This is a genomic window from Pseudomonas sp. PvP009, from assembly GCF_017832995.1.
Classification (GTDB): domain Bacteria; phylum Pseudomonadota; class Gammaproteobacteria; order Pseudomonadales; family Pseudomonadaceae; genus Aquipseudomonas; species Aquipseudomonas syringae.
In genome coordinates, this window is record NZ_JAFIBG010000001.1 from 2,345,934 (window position 1) to 2,364,240 (window position 18,307).

General features: G+C 59.4%; 16 protein-coding genes and 2 pseudogenes. 6 read left to right on the top strand and 12 right to left on the bottom strand.

Annotation, left to right across the window (positions count from 1 at the left end):
- The first annotated feature begins 78 nt into the window (after positions 1-78).
- Both JOE29_RS10440 and JOE29_RS10445 read left to right on the top strand, forming a co-directional pair.
- Positions 79-396 (top strand): helix-turn-helix transcriptional regulator, encoded by a 318-nt coding sequence (locus tag JOE29_RS10440; RefSeq protein ID WP_003347681.1) that lies wholly within the window; start codon positions 79-81, stop codon positions 394-396.
- Positions 389-1,684: a type II toxin-antitoxin system HipA family toxin gene (locus JOE29_RS10445; protein WP_137982897.1), complete on the top strand. Its 1,296-nt coding sequence runs from the start codon at positions 389-391 to the stop codon at positions 1,682-1,684. The genes JOE29_RS10440 and JOE29_RS10445 overlap by 8 nt, the downstream gene beginning before the upstream one ends.
- A 98-nt stretch (positions 1,685-1,782) precedes the next feature.
- Here JOE29_RS10445 and JOE29_RS10450 read toward each other — a convergent pair whose 3' ends face one another.
- From JOE29_RS10450 to JOE29_RS10485, 8 genes are all read right to left on the bottom strand, one after another.
- A complete protein-coding gene (locus JOE29_RS10450; RefSeq protein ID WP_137982896.1) occupies positions 1,783-2,709 on the bottom strand; it encodes a PfkB family carbohydrate kinase in 927 nt (308 codons plus the stop codon).
- Positions 2,699-4,168, bottom strand: a complete 1,470-nt coding sequence (locus tag JOE29_RS10455; protein ID WP_103364677.1) for a cytosine permease — start codon at positions 4,166-4,168, stop codon at positions 2,699-2,701. Before JOE29_RS10455 ends, JOE29_RS10450 begins: the two co-directional genes overlap by 11 nt.
- Before the next feature lie 160 nt (positions 4,169-4,328).
- Positions 4,329-5,342, bottom strand: a complete 1,014-nt coding sequence (locus JOE29_RS10460; RefSeq protein WP_024683109.1) for an ADP-ribosylglycohydrolase family protein — start codon at positions 5,340-5,342, stop codon at positions 4,329-4,331.
- Entirely contained in the window at positions 5,339-6,058 is a 720-nt protein-coding gene (locus JOE29_RS10465; protein ID WP_137982900.1) for a GntR family transcriptional regulator, read from the bottom strand. The genes JOE29_RS10460 and JOE29_RS10465 overlap by 4 nt, the downstream gene beginning before the upstream one ends.
- A gap of 175 nt (positions 6,059-6,233) precedes the next feature.
- Entirely contained in the window at positions 6,234-6,710 is a 477-nt protein-coding gene (locus tag JOE29_RS10470) for a thioesterase family protein (RefSeq protein WP_057406910.1), read from the bottom strand.
- Between the two features lie 106 nt (positions 6,711-6,816).
- Complete coding sequence (locus JOE29_RS10475) at positions 6,817-7,782, bottom strand: L-carnitine dehydrogenase (protein ID WP_099314560.1); 966 nt, start codon at positions 7,780-7,782, stop codon at positions 6,817-6,819.
- Positions 7,783-7,839: 57 nt separating this feature from the next.
- On the bottom strand, positions 7,840-8,727 hold the full coding sequence (locus tag JOE29_RS10480; RefSeq protein WP_024665847.1) for a 3-keto-5-aminohexanoate cleavage protein: 888 nt from the start codon (positions 8,725-8,727) through the stop codon (positions 7,840-7,842).
- Positions 8,728-8,800: 73 nt separating this feature from the next.
- Complete coding sequence (locus tag JOE29_RS10485) at positions 8,801-9,745, bottom strand: choline ABC transporter substrate-binding protein (RefSeq protein WP_137982893.1); 945 nt, start codon at positions 9,743-9,745, stop codon at positions 8,801-8,803.
- A gap of 193 nt (positions 9,746-9,938) precedes the next feature.
- Here JOE29_RS10485 and JOE29_RS10490 point away from each other — a divergent pair, with 193 nt between their 5' ends.
- Positions 9,939-10,883 carry a GlxA family transcriptional regulator gene (locus tag JOE29_RS10490; RefSeq protein ID WP_170963772.1) on the top strand — a complete coding sequence of 315 codons (945 nt, stop codon included), beginning with the start codon at positions 9,939-9,941 and terminating at the stop codon, positions 10,881-10,883.
- Positions 10,884-11,200: 317 nt separating this feature from the next.
- On the opposite strand, the gene JOE29_RS10495 is transcribed toward JOE29_RS10490, so the two are convergent.
- The 4 genes and pseudogenes from JOE29_RS10495 to JOE29_RS10505 all read right to left on the bottom strand — a co-directional run bounded on the left by JOE29_RS10495 (position 11,201) and on the right by JOE29_RS10505 (position 13,360).
- A complete protein-coding gene (locus tag JOE29_RS10495) occupies positions 11,201-11,857 on the bottom strand; it encodes a DUF4225 domain-containing protein (protein WP_137982898.1) in 657 nt (218 codons plus the stop codon).
- Positions 11,858-11,991: 134 nt separating this feature from the next.
- Positions 11,992-12,060, bottom strand: a pseudogene (locus JOE29_RS25420) (Hcp1 family type VI secretion system effector); the annotation flags it as partial.
- Positions 12,061-12,166: 106 nt separating this feature from the next.
- A pseudogene (locus tag JOE29_RS10500) lies at positions 12,167-12,427 on the bottom strand (AAA family ATPase); the annotation flags it as partial.
- A gap of 18 nt (positions 12,428-12,445) precedes the next feature.
- Positions 12,446-13,360, bottom strand: coding sequence for a LysR substrate-binding domain-containing protein (locus tag JOE29_RS10505; RefSeq protein ID WP_003347707.1), 915 nt, complete (start codon positions 13,358-13,360; stop codon positions 12,446-12,448).
- Positions 13,361-13,670: 310 nt separating this feature from the next.
- Between JOE29_RS10505 and JOE29_RS10510 the strand changes: the two genes are divergently transcribed.
- The 3 genes from JOE29_RS10510 (at position 13,671) to JOE29_RS10520 (ending at position 18,284) form a co-directional block, all read left to right on the top strand.
- Entirely contained in the window at positions 13,671-14,693 is a 1,023-nt protein-coding gene (locus JOE29_RS10510; RefSeq protein ID WP_137983438.1) for a zinc-dependent alcohol dehydrogenase family protein, read from the top strand.
- 590 nt (positions 14,694-15,283) lie between these two features.
- Positions 15,284-16,786 (top strand): hypothetical protein, encoded by a 1,503-nt coding sequence (locus JOE29_RS10515; protein WP_057406904.1) that lies wholly within the window; start codon positions 15,284-15,286, stop codon positions 16,784-16,786.
- Positions 16,787-16,877: 91 nt separating this feature from the next.
- Entirely contained in the window at positions 16,878-18,284 is a 1,407-nt protein-coding gene (locus JOE29_RS10520; RefSeq protein ID WP_103364674.1) for a PLP-dependent aminotransferase family protein, read from the top strand.
- The last annotated feature ends 23 nt before the right edge of the window (positions 18,285-18,307 follow it).

Consider the following 18,307-nt stretch of genomic DNA (forward strand, 5'->3'; position numbering starts at 1 on the left):
ATTAAGCTGCTTGCTGATATAGGAGGTTAATTCTATAATTTTGTGAATTAAATAGCTGAATCGAGCTTTATACACATTATGTTGGATTTAAGCTTCAGCAAGCCCGGTGAGATCGTTAAGCGCCTTTGTGACCGCCTGCGCACAGAGCGTCTGGCGCTGAATATGACACAAGCCGACCTCGCCGGGCGCGCCGGCATCGGCACAAATACGGTCTCCAACCTCGAAGCCGGACGCAATGTCGGATTCGAGAACGTCGTGCGGGTAGCTATGGCTCTTGGCCGAACCAAGGAACTCGAAGGCCTGTTTCTGCCAAAGCTGGACAGCATCGAAGACATTCGACGCTACGAAAACAGCGCCAATCGTCTCCGTACAAAGAGGAAGTCCGGCGATGCTTGAGCAGGTTGACGTCTTCTACGAGGGCTGGGGTGAGCGATGGCAGTGGGGCACGCTGGCCTCGACGACCGCTTTGACCGGTCGCCCGCTGATCGTGTTCGAATACAGCAATGAAGCCAGACAAAGGGGCCTGGAACTGTCCTCCTATACGCTGCCCCTGGATGGGGGCAGGTTGCGCCGAGACTTCCCGGACCATCAGCTGTACTTGCCAGGGCCTGTTTACGACTCGTTGCCGGATGGATGGGGCATGTTGTTGATGGACCGTCTTTTCAGGCGCCGCGGGCTAACCACCGCGCGCATCGGTGCTCTGGAGCGGCTGGCCTATATCGGTAGCAGTGCAATGGGCGCCATGACGTTTGAGCCCGTGGCGCCCGAAGGGCAGGAATCTGACGTCCACATCCCGCTGGAACAGCTCGCCGCCGATGTGAAGCAAGTACTGCGTGGAAACGGTGGCGAGTTCCTGCAGGCATTGCTGCTGGTGGGTGGCTCGCCTCAAGGTGCAAGGCCCAAGGCTCTCGTCTATCGCGATCCTGAAACTGGCGGGTTTACCACTGCGGCTACGCCGGGATTTGAAGCATGGTTGATCAAGTTTCCGGCCAAAGAAGAACACGCAGAAGTGTGCGCCATCGAAATGGTCTACGCCGAGTGCCTGCGCATGTGCGGTATCGAGACCCCTGACACCCGGTACTTCAATCTGCCTGATGGCCTGGCAGCGTTTGCCAGTAAGCGATTTGACCGTCGCGATGGTCTACGGATACCCATGCAAAGCCTGGCCGCCTTTACGGGGGCAAATTACCAGTTTCCGGGTGTGTTGGACTACGTCAACTTTTTGCGGGCAACACAAATGTGTACCAACGATGTGCGAGAGATGGCACGCGCGTTCGAGCGTGCCGTTTTCAACGTTGCGTTCAACAACCGAGACGATCATCCCAAGAACTTCGCCTACATCATGTCGCAGGACGGTCAGTGGAAACTGTCGCCGGCTTACGACGTAACCTTCTGCGAGGGGGCAGGCGGATACCATCAGATGGACGTGATGGGAGAGGCGCTGGAGATTTCCCGTGCGCAAATGCTTCGGCTTGCCGAGGAGGCCGAGATGTCCCCGGACGCTGCAACTGGAGTGATTGAAGGCATGTGTGACGTCGCGAGCCGGTTTACAGCCATCGCCGAGAACCTGTGCCCGCAGGTTATTACTCGAGACACCCTGCGCATGATCCAGAGCCGCATTGATCAGAACGTAGCCCGGTTACACCACAGTCAGGCCGACGGCGGTCACGGGCGATTCTCATAAACGACGCTGCCAGTGCTCAGGGCCGTGTGGAAGACTTTGAGCATCCGCAAACTTGCCTGTCATTATCTCCATCACGGTGCAGCGCGGCTCAAGCCAGCCTAAAAATCGGCCCCCACCAGCGCATCTACCTCCTCACGGCCAGGCGCAGTCGCCGGCCCACGGCGTGTGACCGCAATCGCTGCTGCCGCATTGGCGCGCAGCGCCGCGCGGTCGACACTGCTGCCTCTGGCCAACTCGGCCAGCAGCACACCGGCATGAGCGTCGCCGGCACCATTGGTGTCGATTGCCGTGACGGCAAAGCCGGGTATGTGTCGCGTCTGTCCGGCATGGTGGATCCAGCAACCGGCTGGGCCGTCACGAATCACTATGAGCGCATCTTCGCGCAGAATGGACGCGAGCCTGTGGAGAGCGTCGGCGGGCGTCCGGGTTTGCGTGAAGTGCAGGGCTTCTTCGCAGTTGCTGGACCATAAGCTGATCAGCGGAAGTACGGCGCGCATCTCGACGCCATGAAGCGCATCCACCAATGGCCCCGGGTCGAATACCACGGCAGTGCCGCTGGGTAATCCGCCCAGCCAGGCGAGCAGGGCTGTGACCTTGTTTTTGTGGGCCAGGCTGTAGCCGCTGACAAATACGTAGTCTTCGGCGCTGACCAGCACGCCCTGCAGGTCATCGGCAGACAAACTACCTTCAGCGCCCACATAGGAGATGAACGAGCGCTCGGCCGAGGCTTCCACCAGGGCAACGGCCAGGCCGGTATCCTCTCCGGGAACAGGCATCGTAGAAATCTCCACACCTTCGTCGCGCATGGCCTGGCGAGCAAGGTCGCCGAAGCGGCCCTGGCCATGGCGACCCAGATAGACCGTAGGCAAGCCATTGCGGCAGGCAGCGGCCATCACATTGAAGCCGCCTCCGGCCTCGAACGTGGCGCTGCTGGCCAGCACATCTCCGCCCGATGGCGGCAGGCGGTCGATGGCCATGACCAGGTCAATCACGACCTGGCCGGTGTAGAACAATTTAGCGGGCATGGGCAGCCTCTTTGGGAGCGATACGGCGATCACGTGCCCCGCCGAGCAGCGCATACAGGCCACCGGCGACAATGAAGGTCACGATCCAGCCCAGGCCGTTATGACCCAGCCAGGAATCGGCGAGAAAGCCTTTGAACAGCACATGCTCCGGGGTGGTGGCCACGGTGGTGAAGCTGAAGCCGAGCACGATAGCCAATGCCCACGAGCCCAGCGCGCGCCATTCGACGCCGCCGCGGTACCAGTAGGCGCTGTTTGGGGTCTGGTCCAGCAGGTCTTTTGGGGAGTAGATGTGGCGGTGCAGCAGGTCGACGACGAAGATGCCGACCCACGCGGTAATGGGCACCGCCAACATCGAGATGAACGTAATGAAGGGGCCGTAGAAGCTGTCGGCGATCAGCATGAAATAGATCGAACCGGCAAAGATCGCGATGATATCGACGATGACTGCGTGTACTCGCTTGACCTTCAGCCCTAGGGTCAAAGTTGTCAGGCCGGCCGAGTAGACCGACAGGTTGTTGGACAGCAGCAGGCCGCCGAACGCAGTGATCAGATAGGGCACGGCCATCCAGGTGGGCAACATCTCGCGAATGGCGATGATCGGGTCAGTGGCTGACGCCAGATGATCGTTGCCCACCGACAACAGTCCGCCAAGAGTGATCAGCAGGACCAGGGGGATCCCCGCGCCAAACGCTGCCGAGGCCACCAGTCGAGTGGCCTTAACGCTGGCGTGCTGATAGCGCGACATGTCGGCGCCCGCGTTGGCCCAACCGATACCAGTGCCTGCGGCCATGGTGCCGACGCCGATGATCATGGCACTCAGTGGCGCTGCCGGCGCGTCGAAGACCAAGCTCCAGTCGATGTGGGTGAGCAGAAAGCCCCCGACCACCAGGTTCAGAGCGCCAAACAGGTAAGTCGCCCATTTCTGGATGACCAGCAAGGTGGCATGGCCCAGGCCCGAGACGGTCAGGGTCAGCAGCACGAACAAGGCGATGAACACCAGGGTCAGGCCAGGCGAGTTTTTCGCTTCCACGGGAGTGCCGAAAAGGATCGCGAACAGTGACAGCAGGACAAACGCAGCGGTGGTGGTGTTGACCGTTTCCCAGCCCAGGCGCGACATCAGCGAAACCAGCGTGGGCCCGATATTGCCTCGTACCCCGAAGATGGCCCGGGACAGCGTCAGGCTCGGGGCCCGCCCGCGGCGCCCGGCAATGGATATGACGCCCACCACGGCGAACGAGCCGGCGGCACCGAGGATGGCGACGATAATTGCCTGCCAGATGGCCAGCCCCTGGAACGCTACCAGGGTAGCACCGAGCGGCAAGCCCAGGATGCTGATATTGGCGGCGAACCAGACCCAGAACAGTTGCAGCGGGTGGCCGTTGCACTCGTTTTCAGGAACGGGCTCGATGCCGCGGGTTTCCAGCTGACCCGCACTTTGAGAGGGGGACGATGTAATCATTTGCGTTGCTCCTATTGCCTTTATTGTGGTTGTGGCAGTACGTCAGCAGGTGCAATCCAGTGCAAAACGGCTTTTCCGAAATCGGGTCAGCCTGATCGCCGCTCGGAAGGCTGAGGGCGAGGGTGATATTGTTCACAGTGGGCGAGCACAGCCCGGTCCATCAACCGGTGCGCAGGGCCAGCAGTTGTTCGACCAAAGGCGCGAGGTGGAGCGCGTTGACCGCATCAATTTGCTCTATCAACGCCGCCGGCCAGGCGTGCATGCCGTTGCAGGCACCCAGCATGGCACCGAGAATGGCGGCAATCGTGTCGGTGTCGCCGCCCAGGCTGGCTGCCATGCACACCGCATCGAACGGACTGAGCTGGCTGCTCGCCACGCGGTGGGCGAGGGTGAACGCAGCGACCACTGATTCCTGTGAGGCGACCGAGGTGCCAATCACATCGTGCACTCGGTCGGCCAGTTGGTCGTCTGTGCAGTCGGCGCACAGTGCCTTGGCCCATTGAATGCGCGCGGCGATACGCCCACCCGCAACCCAATGGCCATGGCGTTCGGCACTCAGGGCCACCTCGGCGCCTGTCTCCAGAGCTTCGGCCAAGGGCGCGCCATTGATCCCGGCGGACACCACGGCCGCGACCGCCGCCGCGCTGGAGATGCCCAGCGTGGTGTTATGGGTTACCTGGCAGGCCTGCACCACCAGCGCCATGAAGGCCTCGCGGTTGCTCACGTCGCCCGCGATGCCTACCGGGGTGATACGCATTGCCGCGCCATTGGTGGTGCCGAAGCGGCCGGCTTCTTCAGGGCTATGGCCGTCAAGGATCATTTCAATCGCGCGTTTGGTCGATGGCCCCAGCAGGTCGTAGGAGCCCTTGGCTTTCATCGCGGCTTCCCACTCGATCAAACTGTGGGCCAGGGCTGTCGGGTCGATGCTGCCGCCGCCGGCCACCAGCAACTGTGCCACCAGGATGGCCTGCTCGGTGTCATCGGTGATAGCGCCGGCCGGCATGTTCGGTGCGATCGGCTGGTCGGCATCGGCGCCGATCAGCGTACTGATACGGCCATAGCGTTGCAGGATCAACGCGCGCGGCAGCGACTGCGTCGGCATGCCCAAGGCGTCGCCCAAGGCCAGGCCATAAAAGGCGCCCAGGCCTCGGTCTTGCAGAAAGGTTGCGCTCATGTGGACGATCCGAAGGCGAGATGAAGGCGAAAATGCACGGGGTCCAACAGGCTCTCCACGTGCTCCATAAAACGTTCACGGCGGTCAAAGGTAGTGCGCACGGCCTTGAGAAACACCGTGCCGGGCTCGCGTGCCAGCAGCACGGCGTCATCACGGTTCAGAGGCCCTGCGCCGATCCACTGATCGCCCTTGTCGCCAATGAAGCCGTGCGCAGCCATGGTCATCGTCAGCGACCCTTCCAGCAGACCGTTTTGCGGCAGGTTTTCCAGGCCATCGACCGCCGGGATCAGTGCTCGCTCCAGGGAAACGATACTGCCATCGGCGGCGATACGTCGTCGGTCCAGCGCCACCAGGCTGGAAGTGCCGAGGCGCACCTCCATGTCGGGCCGTTCCACCGCTACCAGACGCAGGATTTCCGTACGCACGCCAGCACCCGTGTCGGCCAGGGCTTGGGCCCAGCCGGCACGCTGGTCCAGACTGAAGCCGTCGTAGGTGACGATCGAACCCACGCCGGTCTGCGTGGCAATGAAGTTACGCCGCTTGAGCTCGGACAACGCTTCGCGCAGCGTGCCGCGGCTGACGTTGAATTCCTGGGCCAGGAGATTTTCCCCGGGAAGCAGGGCACCGGAGCTCATCTGGCCGCTTTCGATACGGCGGATCAGCTCATTGATCACCTGGGTTTTTTTGTCGAATCGAACCTGTCTAGTCATGTACATTTTATAGTTGCATGTTGGATCGGAATGCAAGCTGTTTTTGTGCGAATTGATATGCGAGGCACCAATGTTTAACGGGTTACGCGAATGATGCTCGCAGTTCGACAAGTCACCTTCCAGTGCCACCCAGTGCAGTCCGATGTGGGTCAAGGCTTTGGCAGTAGGAGGGCTTTTTCGATTATTTTCCAGCGTGCAACCCGATCACCCGGCCAAGGAGTTTGGGCCTCGGCAGATCGGACTGCCCGGCGCTTATAGCGTCAAGTCTTTCCTTTGTTGCCTCGGTAAACATCGTTGCATGCGGGCCGCTCAGGTCGACGTGCAACAGCATTTGCTCATTGCCAGCCAGCTCCATGTCATCACCTGCCAAATGCAGGCTGTGATAGAGATGCACGCGCTTGGCGTCGTGGGCGATCAGTTGGGTATGCACCTCAACCTCGGCGCCGAGTTTCACTTCGTGCAGGTAATTGAGGTGCAGTTCCAGAGTGAACAGCGAGTGGCCGCTGGCTTCGCGGTTATCGCTATCCAGCCCCAGGGCGTCCATCAGCCCATCGGTGGCGTAGCTGAAGATCAGCAGGTAGAACGCGTCACGAAGGTGGCCGTTGTAGTCGACCCAGTCGGGTCGGACTCGGGTGGTGTAGGTGGTCAGTGCAGGCATGTCGGGGGATTCCGGGTCGGTACTGATCGAATGAGGGAGCTGGCGTGCTCTGCAGGGCGATGGAAAATTCACAGCTCCCAGCAAAGGCAAGCCGGTTTCCCGAGGGTCATTCCGCAAAGCTCATGCCATGCCTGGCCTTGGTAGTCTTCACCGCCTCCATCACGGCGAGCAAGCAATCGTCACGGTAGCGCTCCAACGCCGAAATACTGTGTTTACCCAGCTGATCAGTGGTGCCGTCGACCACATCGTCGATCAGTTTGCCGGTCAGTTCCGGTGCCGGCAGGTAGGTCCATGGCAACTGCAACGCCGGGCCGAACTGAGTCATGAAGTGGCGCATGCCCGCATCGCCGCCCGCCAATGTGTAGGTGAGAAATGTGCCCATGAACGACCAGCGCAGCCCGGCGCCGAAGCGAATCGCATCATCGATTTCGCCGGTGGTCGCCACGCCGTCATTGACCAGATGCAGCGCCTCGCGCCATAGCGCTTCGAGCAAGCGGTCAGCGATAAAGCCGGGGACTTCCTTGCGCACATGCAGCGGGCGCATACCGAGGGATTCATAGACCTTGATCGCCGCCTGAATGGCCTCCGGAGCAGTATTTTTGCCGCCCACCACTTCCACCAACGGCAGCAGGTACACCGGATTGAACGGGTGACCGACCACGCAGCGCTCGGGGTGCGCGGAGCTTTCGTAGAAGTCACTTGGCAACAGGCCGGACGTACTTGAACCAATTAACACATTCGGCCTGGCCGCCGCGCTGATCCTGCTGTGCAGATCCAGTTTCAGTTCCAGGCGTTCCGGGGCGCTTTCCTGAATGAAGTCGGCGTCTTTGACACATTCCTCAATGGTGGCCACGAAGCGCAGGCGGTTCTGGGATGCGCCGGGTACCAAGCCCTGTTGCTCCAGGGCGCCCCAGGCATTGGCGACACGTTTACGCAACGCTGCTTCGGCGCCGGGCGCGGGGTCCCAGGCGACCACATCCAGGCCATGGGCGAGGGCGCGGGATACCCAGCCACTGCCGATGACGCCGCTGCCAAGAGCGGCGAAGGTTTTTATTTCGGTGATAAAGCTCATGGCGACGCTCCTGAAGAGTGCGGTGATTCAATCACGGGGTTTTATGTCTCGGAGGCTTTAGCCACGCTTGGTAAGGCCCATCTTGATGCGGCCTTCTGCCGGGGTCATGACTCGTGCGCCCAAGCGGCTGAGAATTTCACTGGCGCGTTCCACCAATTGACCGTTGGTGGCGAGCACGCCCTTGTCCAGCCACAGGTTGTCCTCCAGACCGACCCGGACGTTGCCGCCCAGCAACACCGCTTGCGCAGCCATCGGCATCTGCATGCGGCCAATGCCAAAGCCCGCCCACACCGCATCGGCGGGCAGATTATCGACCATGGCTTTCATGGTGGTGGTGTCGGCGGGTGCGCCCCATGGAATACCCAGGCACAGCTGGAACAGCGGGTTGTCGAGCAGACCTTCCTTGATCATCTGTTTGGCGAACCACAGGTGGCCGGTGTCGAAAATTTCCAGTTCGGCCTTTACGCCCAGCGCTTGGATACGTCTGGCGCCGGCGCGCAGTTGCGACGGGGTGGACACGTAAATAGTGTCGCCGTCGCCAAAGTTCAGGGTGCCGCAGTCGAGGGTGCAGATTTCCGGCAGCAGTTCCTCGACATGTGCCAGACGTGTCATTGGGCCGACCAGGTCGGTATTGGCACCAAACTCCATCGGGTGCTCACCGTCGCCAATCTCCAGATCGCCACCCATGCCAGCAGTGAGGTTGACGATGATGTCGATGTCGGCCTCCCGAATGCGCTCCATCACTTCGCGGTACAGCGCCACGTCGCGGCTGAACTTACCGGTGTGTGGGTCGCGCACATGACAGTGCACCACGGTGGCACCGGCTTTGGCGGCCTCAACCGCGGCGGCCGCGATTTGCTTGGGCGTGACCGGTACGTGAGGGCTTCGGGCGGTCGTGTCGCCAGCACCGGTGAGTGCGCAGGTGATGATGACGTCGTGGTTCATGGGTGGCTCCTTACAGGCGTGAGGACGCCGTTCGCGACTCTGGAGGATCGCGAAACGGCCGTTCAAAATCAGGTTATTGGCTGCTCAATTGAAGGTTTGCAGCAGCCGGTTTGCCGTCGAAGGTGGTGACGCCTTCAAGCCAGCGCGCCTGGTCTTGCGGATGGTCTTTGAGCCATTGTCTGGCGGACTCGAGAGCATCCTTGTGATCCAGTAACGGCTGCATCATCCGGCTCTCGTCGGCGGCGGTGAATGTCAGGTTAGTCAGCAATTTGTGCACGTTGGGGCACTGTTCGGCATAAGTCGGCGAAGTGACCGTCCACACAGTGGCCATGCCCTCGTTCGGGCCCAGGGCGTCGTCGCTGCCGTTGAGGTAAGTCATCGCCACGTTGACGTTCATCGGGTGCGGCGTCCAGCCGAAAAATACCACGGCTTCCTTGCGGCGTACGGCACGGTCCACGGCGGCGAGCATGCCGGCTTCGCTGGACTCCACCAACTGGAATTTGCCCAGGCCGAACTGGTTTTTGGCGATCATCGCCTTGATCTGGGTATTGGCGCCTGAACCAGGCTCAATGCCGTAGATTTTGCCGCCCAGTTCCTTCTCGAACCTGGCGATATCGGCAAAGGACTTCAGGCCCTTGCCCGCCAGGTAAGTCGGCACGGCGAGGGTGGCGCGAGCGTCTTCCAGGCTCGGTTTGTCGAGCACTTTGACCTTCCGGGCTTCGACAAACGGCGTGATGGTCTGGGTCATCAGCGGGTTCCAGTAGCCCAGAAAGAGATCCAGGCGCTGGTCGCGGATGCCGGCGAAAATGATCTGCTGGGAAGCGCTGGTCTGTTTGGTCTTGTAACCCAGGCCGTCGAGCAACACTTGGGTCATGGCGCTGGTTGCGATCACGTCGGTCCAGTTCACCATACCCATGCGCACGTTCTGGCATGAAGCGGCATCAGCCGCCATTACATTGCTGCTCAAGAGAGCGCTGGCGCTGAGTGCAAGCACGCTGCAACTAATCAGTCGGTTCATGGTGGGGCCCTCGGCAGATCGTTATTGTGGGGTGTCGGCGTCTTTGTGCACCGTGGAAACAAATTACCCTGCCTGGAGGGCGGCCAAGCGCACTGCAGCGACCCGCTTTTGCACTGCGGCGACCTGCCCCTTGAATGCGCCCATGAACGGGAGTATCAACGTGCCACGCTGCAGGTCCGAGGAGAGCGTTACCATGGCCCAGGATTTCTATTTTTTGCTGATGCCGGGGTTCTCGGCCATCGGCTTTATCTCCGCGCTGGAGCCCTTGCGGGTGGCCAACCGCTTTGGTGGCGAGCTGTACCGCTGGCACGTCGTGAGCGCCGATGGCGGCGCGGTACAGGCGAGCAACGGCATGTCGGTCAACGCCGACGCGGCGCTTGAGTCGCTGAAAAAAGGCGCGACCCTGCTGGTAGTGGCTGGCTTTGAACCGCTGCAGTTCGCCACGCCGTCACTGCAGCAATGGCTGCGTCGCCTTGATCATGAAGGCGTGACCCTGGGCGCCATCGACACTGGCGCCTGCGTGCTCGCTGAAACCGGCTTGCTCGATGGCCATCGCCTGACCCTGCATTGGGAAGCCATTGAAGCGTTCAAGGAGTCCTACCCACAGCTCACCGTGACCCAGGAACTGTTTGAGATCGACCGCCGCCGCATCACCTGCGCAGGGGGCACAGCGTCCATCGACCTGATGCTCGACCTGATCGCCCAGGCGCACGGCCCCGAGTTGGCGATTCAGGTGTCCGAACAATTCGTACTGGGCCGCATCCGCACGCGCAAGGACCACCAACGCATGCAGATCGCTACGCGCTATGGCATCGCCAACAAGAAGTTGGTGCACGTAATCGGAGAGATGGAACAGCAAACCGAACGCCCCCTCAGCACGCTGGCCCTTGCCGAAGCGATCAACGTCACCCGGCGCCAGCTGGAACGCTTGTTTCGCCTGCACCTGAACGACACACCGAGCAACTTCTATCTGGGCCTGCGCCTGGAGAAAGCCCGGCAACTGCTGCGGCAAAGCGGTCTGAGTGTGCTGGAAGTGAGCATCGCCTGCGGGTTCGAATCGCCGTCGTATTTCACCCGCAGCTATCGAGCACGGTTTACGAAATGCCCGAGGGAGGATCGGCGGCGGGAGGGGGTTTGAGCTTTAGTATTGGACGTGGGCGGGCGTACGTAATCGGTATACTGATCGGCTCATTATTGAGTCTCTGATTAATTAAGAAAAACTGTATATTGCAGACTATATAAATCAAAGTCTCTTTATTTTTCCATAGAATAATTTAATGCAAAAAAAAGAAATTATAATAAAAAGTAGTGTTGCTACAAATCTAGCCGCAAAGACGCTAAGATCAAAAAAGTAACTAAGTAGAAGCAATATCCATACTGAATGAAAAGCCGCGCACGCAATCGCAAATAAATAAACTCTTGCGTTTGAAAAAAATCGTCCAGCTTTTTGTCGGTTCACTGTTTTTGCATTCCGTCTACGGTGATAGCGTCGGCGGCCCTATCTATGACCAATACAGGTATTGAGGTGTTTCTATATGCACGAACATAATCAGTTCTAATGTATCTAAATAGGCGCCAAGAGTCTGGTTTTAGAACCAACTTAGTGACACCATATACAGACATCGCAAGGTCGGCTGACCCGTAGGCCATATTTCCTTCTTGTGCTCCGTAACCAACTGCTTTCGCTGCTGCTTGGTACCCCTTTCTTACTGGGCCTTCTGTGTCACTGCGCCCCTCCCAAAGGTTGCGCCCGTTTTCATAACCGTTATTTGCACCATGAGCCATAATGGGTACACCGGCAACGAGGCACAGCGTAACTACAGAGCCATAGCAAATGCCCGCACCCGCTACGAATTGCATTGCTCCGGCGACTGCGCCAACGCCTTTTTTGGCAACCTCCCATGACTGAGTAAACAAGCTATTTTGTTCATCTTTTAGTTCTTTTAGGCCCTGCTCAGGACTTTTTTTACCTTCAGAGACATCATTAACAATACTTTTAGCGTAATAGGCGACTTCACGGTTGAACTGCAAGCGCAGTGTGCCGTTTTTAATATGCTTAATGCCTAATGTACAGGCTTGCTCTCCTAGCTTTTTAGCGGCGGCACTGACCATCAAATAGTTTGTGCTGTTTTCGTCTGTTGGTTTCATTTTTCACTCCCGCCAGGTGATGTATGTGCGGTTAGTCATACATCTACCCTTGAGATTAATTTTTCAATTTTATTTGTTGGTACTCAATCCATTCGCTTACCTTTGTGCCCATCGTCAAGAGACTCGCCCTCAACACCATCAACCTTCATAAACGCATCAAAAGACATAGAACTCCCTGTTCTTCAAAAACAAAAATGAAAAAATCAGTCGCATTTTAGTATTTCTGCAGAATTAGTACCATTGCAGAATGCACAATCACCTTCCGTTGGCGTCTGACAGTTCTCGTAGGGCAACAGGCGAGTGGGTGGTCAGGAAAACCTGGAGGGTTTCCGGTGTGTCCTTGGTGCCCAAGGAGTCCATGAAACGAATCAAACGATGAGGTTCCAGGCCATGCTCCACCTCATTTACCAATGCTATGGAGGCTGCCTGTGCTACCTGGCGTTGAAGGACTGCTACCAGCAAGCGAGACGATCCCGTGCCGAGTGATAGCAGAGGAATGCCCTAAGCATTGTGCAAGGCAATGGCGCCATCACCACAGCATCCCAACGAAACCTAAAGACTATCCGGATCCCCAAAAAACATCTGAATCCGCGACCTCAACCAACGCTCCCCTGGATCATTATCCTGCGCGCCGCGCCAGGCCATGTGCAGTTCGAACGTTCGGGTTTCAATCGGCAGGTCTTCGGAGCGCACGCCTCCCGCTGCGGTCAGCACTTGCGCCGCATAATCGGGCACGGTGGCGATGATGTCGGTGCCGGTGAGCAGTGTGGCCAGGCCGTTGAACTGGGGCACGGCGAGGACGACGTGGCGTTTGCGGTCGAGTTTCTCGAGGTGTTCGTCGATGAAGCCGCTCAGGTCGCCGGCGAAGGAGACCAGTGCGTGGGGGCGGGCGCAGAAGTCGTCGAGGCTCAACGGGCCGGGTATCGAGTCGGCGCGCAGCAGTTGCGGCTTGCTCCTGCGCAAGACCTTGCGCTTGGCGTTGGCGGGCAGGTCCTGGGTGTAGCTGACGCCGACGGAAATCTCCCCGGAGGCGAGCAGGGGCGGCATGAGGATGTAATTGACTCGCCTGACCACCAGCACAATGCCCGGCGCTTCGGAGCGCAAGCGCTTGAGCAGGGTGGGCAACAGTGCGAACTCGACGTCATCGGACAGGCCGATGCGGAAGACCGAGGTGCTGGTGGCCGGGTCGAACTCCGAGGCGCGGCTGACCGCTGTCGAGATGGAGTCGAGTGCCGGGGAGAGCAGGGCGAAGATTTCCGTCGCTCGGGCGGTGGGCTCCATGCTGCGCCCGGTGCGCACGAACAGTGGATCATCGAACAGGCCGCGCAGCCGCGACAGTGCAGCGCTGATCGCCGGCTGACCGAGAAACAGCTTTTCCGCCGCACGCGTGACGCTGCGCTCATGCATCAGGGTCTCGAAAACGATGAGCAAATTGAGGTCGACGCGACGCAGGTCGTTGCGATTCATGCGGAATATCTCGGGCCATTTGTCGGTTGAGGACGTGAGCAGGGTGCGATAGTACGAGCAAATGCGGGTCGGGGGCAGCGAAAATTACTGTGGGGGTTACTGAATGTCCACACGGCTTGCAATGTTTCGTCGACATGCGAACAATGGCGGCCATTACGCGCATCGACGCCCAGACGCTGTCTGGCTGCGCCGTGCAGCGCACAGGACACAATCGATGACAGGCATGTCGACTATTAATAGCCACCGATGGTGTTGCCGGCAATGCCCGGATAAAGTTTGTGGCATCAAGGTTCACCAGGCGAGGTTCTAAATGTCCCGCACGATCCGTTTTCACCAGTTTGGCCCGGCCGAGGTGCTCAAAGTCGAAGAGCATCCTGTCGCGTCGCCTGTCACCGGCGAGGTACAGGTGCGTGTTCAGGCCATCGGTGTCAGCTGGTACGACGTTCTTTGGCGGCAAAATCTCGCGTCTACCCAAGCCCGGCTGCCTGCCGGTCTGGGTTATGAGATGGCTGGCGTGGTTACCGCGCTGGGCGACGGTGTTGATGATCTGCAAGTGGGCGACAAGGTCGCCAGTTTTCCTGCGGCCGATGCCAATCAGCACCCGGTTTATGGCGAATCCATCGTCATGCCGCGCCGCGCATTGACCCGCTACCCGGATGTACTGACGCCAGTCGAAGCCAGCGTGCATTACACGCCGTATCTGGTGGCGTACTTTGCTTATGTCGATCTGGCGCGTATCAAGTCCGGCCAGACCGTGCTGGTCACTGATGCCAGCCACTGCTCCGGCCCTGCATTCGTGCAGTTGGGCAAGGCGCTGGGTGCTCGGGTCATCGCCGCGACCAAGACCGAAGACGCCCGTGAGTATCTGCTGTCACTGGGGGCCGACAAGGTGGTCGTCACCGAAGAACAGGACTTGTTGATGGCGATCAACAAGTACACCGACAACCGTGGTGTCGATGCCGTCTTCGATGGCCTTGGTGGTCCGCAGATGTCGATCATGGGCGATGTGCTTGCGCCACGTGGCAGTCTGGTGCTGTATGGCCTGCAAGGTGGTAATCAGACGCCGTTTCCGGCCTGTGCCGCGTTCCAGAAGAACATCCAGTTCTACGTGCATTGCCTGGGCAATTTCACCGGCAAGCCCGAGCTGGGCATTACCCAGGATCAAGAAGCGCTGCAGCGTGCCTTGCAGGACATCAATCAGATGACTCGCGACAAGGTACTGGCGCCGTTGCAGACGCGCAGCTTTCCGTTCGAGCAAGTGGTGCAGGCGCACCGTTACATGGATGTCTGCCCGATTGGCGGGCGTGCGGTGCTGGAAGTCGAGGCGGTCTGATTCATCACCTCCTGGTCAGCGCTCGTTATTGAAAAGCCTTCCGGTCGGAAGGCTTTTTGCATTCTATATTGCAAAAGAGACGCCAGATATTAAACGACGTCAATGACGCACCTGTCAGCTTGCCGAGAAGTGCATAACCTTGAATGAAGGGTGAAAATAAAATCGACAACAGGGTCGGCAGGATTGTTTATTTGAGTGTATGAGTTCTGTCAGTGAAGGCGGCATTATAAATATCATTTCCTACGAGGCAGAATGAAATATTAACAGCGACGGGTGCTCGGCCGCTTGTGGTAAAGCCTGAGCGGCCTGGCTGTTGGGGTTGCAGGCTGTTAAGTTGAAAAAAATCGTTTGTCGCCTGCGTTCAATGATACACATTAAACAGTGTGTTTAATCAGTTGAAATTGTGCCCGAGGCTGCACTGTTTTTCAACGCAAACTGTCTATTGTAATTGTTTCAAAGATACTGATAATGCGTCGGTAATTACCACTCAGGGAATGAGTCATGCGCGACTATAAGTTTGGTTGTCAGCTTGATGTTCAATGTTCTGTCTGCACCGTGTCATGTCTTGAGCGACAGGCAGGTGGCACACAATGAGTTCTATTCACGAACAGGCAATGAATTATGTCTACCAGCAAGTGCTGCAACGCTTGTTGGGGTACTTCTCGCGTGCAGAGCGCACCGCGCTGCAGTTGTTGATCCAGCGTCTGATTGTTGCGGCTGGCGGCATCGAGCGGATTGCCGGCTTCAAGGTGCTGGTGGCGTTCGGTGGTGGCAAGGACAGTGCCTACACACTGGCTTTTCTGCGCGCTGCCCAGTTGAGCATTGCCTGCCGCTCGCCCGGTACGTTCAACCTGCGGGTTGCCAATCGGCGTCACGCGGGCATGACCCCTGCGGTAATGGATAACATCAACCGCACCTATTCAGCGTTGTTTCTGTACGACGACCCGCGTGTCGAGATGCTGGTGATCGACAATCAGTACACCCAGGCCTTCGAGCCGGACCTGCCTTTTTCCAGTGCGGGGCGTGAGCAGAATCGTCTGGACATGCTGCTGGGTGGCCACCTGTCCGCAGGCGACGCCCGCACCACGTTTTGCAATACCTGTTACCTCGGGCTGGCGGAGTTTCTGGGGCGCGCCCTGAGCTGGGGCAGCGGTGTCGATGCGGTGGTCAGTGGCGACTCGCGCAGAGAGCAGCGTCAGTACGCGACCTGGATCATGCGTCTGGCCCAGCGTACCGGGCAATACTCGGGCAGTTGGGGCAAGCAGACGCTGGCCAGCGTGCTCAAGGTCATCGATACGATTGGCCAGGCCTATTATCATGAGCTGTACGGCGAGGGCGATGACAGCCCGCCGGCAAGCCGAGCCATGGTGCTGCCTGAAAAAAGCAGCACGCCGGCGTTCATCACTATTGCCGATCTGGTCAGTTGCAAGGCGGACGAACACTGGAACCTGCTGACCGAATTCCTCGATTTCCGCTTCGATGATCTGTCGTTCAGCTTCAGCGAATCGGATTGCGCCAACCCTTTGTTGATGGCCCACATGCGCGGCCTGACGGCGCAGTACCTGCAAGCGCGTACTTATGCCGACGGGATCGCCGAATACCTTGAACTGGCGACGTCACTGATGCGCAGAAAGCAAATGCCGCCGCGATTGATCGACCAGACGCTCAGCGCTTATGCCGGTCGGGCGCGCATCGAGGCGCGCCGCGAGCTGGCATCGAGCTTCGCTCAGGAGGGCTTCGGCCTGAACGAGACCCAGCTGGTGTGCATGCTGTTTTCGCCGTTCGTGGATCATGGCCATGGTCTGGAGTCGTTTCTGCGCAGTTGCCACCCGGGGATGCTGGTGGCGCTGCCGGATCTGCACAAGGCGCTGTCGGGTTCGACGGCGCCGGACCAGGTCATGCAGTGGCTGGTGGATATCAGCGGTTTGAGCCTCAAGTCATTGCACAACCTCTACGGCAAGCAGCGGGTGAACTTCGACGACCCGCAGTCAATCATTGCCAGAATCCGCGCTGCCGACCCCGACAAGCGCCGGATCATGACCGTCGACCCTGCGACGGGTCAGGCAGTGGCCGAGATGCTCTCGGGACGCTGATCCGGTTGCCAGGCATGGCTGCTGCCTGCAAACGGCGTCGGTCATGCAGCAATGTTCTGAAGCCTGTTCTGGTTGAGCGGCGGGTACCTGCATGAAAAACAACACGGATTTCGCCTATCAGGCGGTCTACCGCTACCTGGTGCGTCTGGTTGACCAGCAGCAGGGCGAGCCGGCGCTGAAAATGCCGTCACTGCGACAGCTGGCCCAGCGACTGAACGTATCGATATCGACGGTGCAAAGCGCCTATTCGCTGCTGGAAAAGGAAGGGCGCGTCTATTCGCTGCCAAAATCGGGTTATTACTCGGTCGCGCGCAGCTTGAGTGCGCAGGGTCACGTAGTGCCTGACTCAGACGGCGATCTTTTACAGGCCCTGTACGACAACGCCAGGCGTCCCGGCATGGCGTTGCTGGGTTGCGATGAGCCGGCGCTTTTGCACGCCCAGGACAGTCCGCTGCCGGCGATGGAACGCGAGCTGGGCAGGCATTACCCGCGTCAGCGGGACCCGGTTTTTCAGCCATTCGGCGAGCCGGAACTTCGCACTGCGTTGGCCGCCCGTTACACCCGCGATGCAGCGCATTGCTGGCACGCTGACAATGTCTATGTCGCCGCTGACTTTCACGGCGCACTCAAGGCGGTGCTCGGCACGCTGCGGCTGCGCGGCGGCACTGTACTGGTGGAGTCGCCCTGTGCCTGGGGGGTGCTGCGCCTGCTGCAATCATTTGATATCCGGGTTATCGAACTGCCGCTGGACGAGACCGGCAGTCTTGATGCGGCCCGACTCGACGGTCTGCTGCGCGGCTATGACATAGGGCTTGTCGTGTTGCCCTCGTTGCTGAACCCGGTGCGAGGCAGCGTGCGTCCGCAGAACAACAGCCAGGCTGTCGCGGAAGTGCTCAATCGTCATCAGGTCTGGGTGCTGGAAAACGACAGTCACGCCGGGCTGCAGTTTGTTGGCGGGCAAGCTCCGCTGCGCCACTGGATCGACCCGCAGCGGCTAGTGATCATCGGCGGATTCGAGAAGAGCATGGGGCCTGAAGCGCCCTATGCTTACCTGCTGTGCAAGAACCTGGATACGCGATGGCAGCAGTATTTCTGCCTGCGAGCATTCGAACTGCCGCCGCTTCGGCAAAGGGCCATCGCCAGGTTATGCAGCAGCGGGCGTCTGGAAAGACAACTGTTCGCGTTGCGAGAGACGCTGGGCAGAAGCATGCAGTCGATGACCCGGCTACTGGATGAACACACCGGCGGGATGCTGCGTTATCAGTTGCCCGAGGGCGGCTGCGGCGTGTGGGCCGAGAGCGCATACCCGGTGGACATGCGCCAGGTCTTCATTGCGTTGCTGGCCCAGTCGATTGTCGTCAGCCCCGGTGAGCTGTTCACTGTGCAGAACCGCTACTCGCAACATCTGTGGGTCAGTTATGCCACTGACTGGACCCGTGAACCTGCCAGGCTGCTGAGCGCGCTGGGAGAGGCGTTGAGCCAGGCTCGTCTGCCATAGACGTCGACATGGCAGGCCGTCGA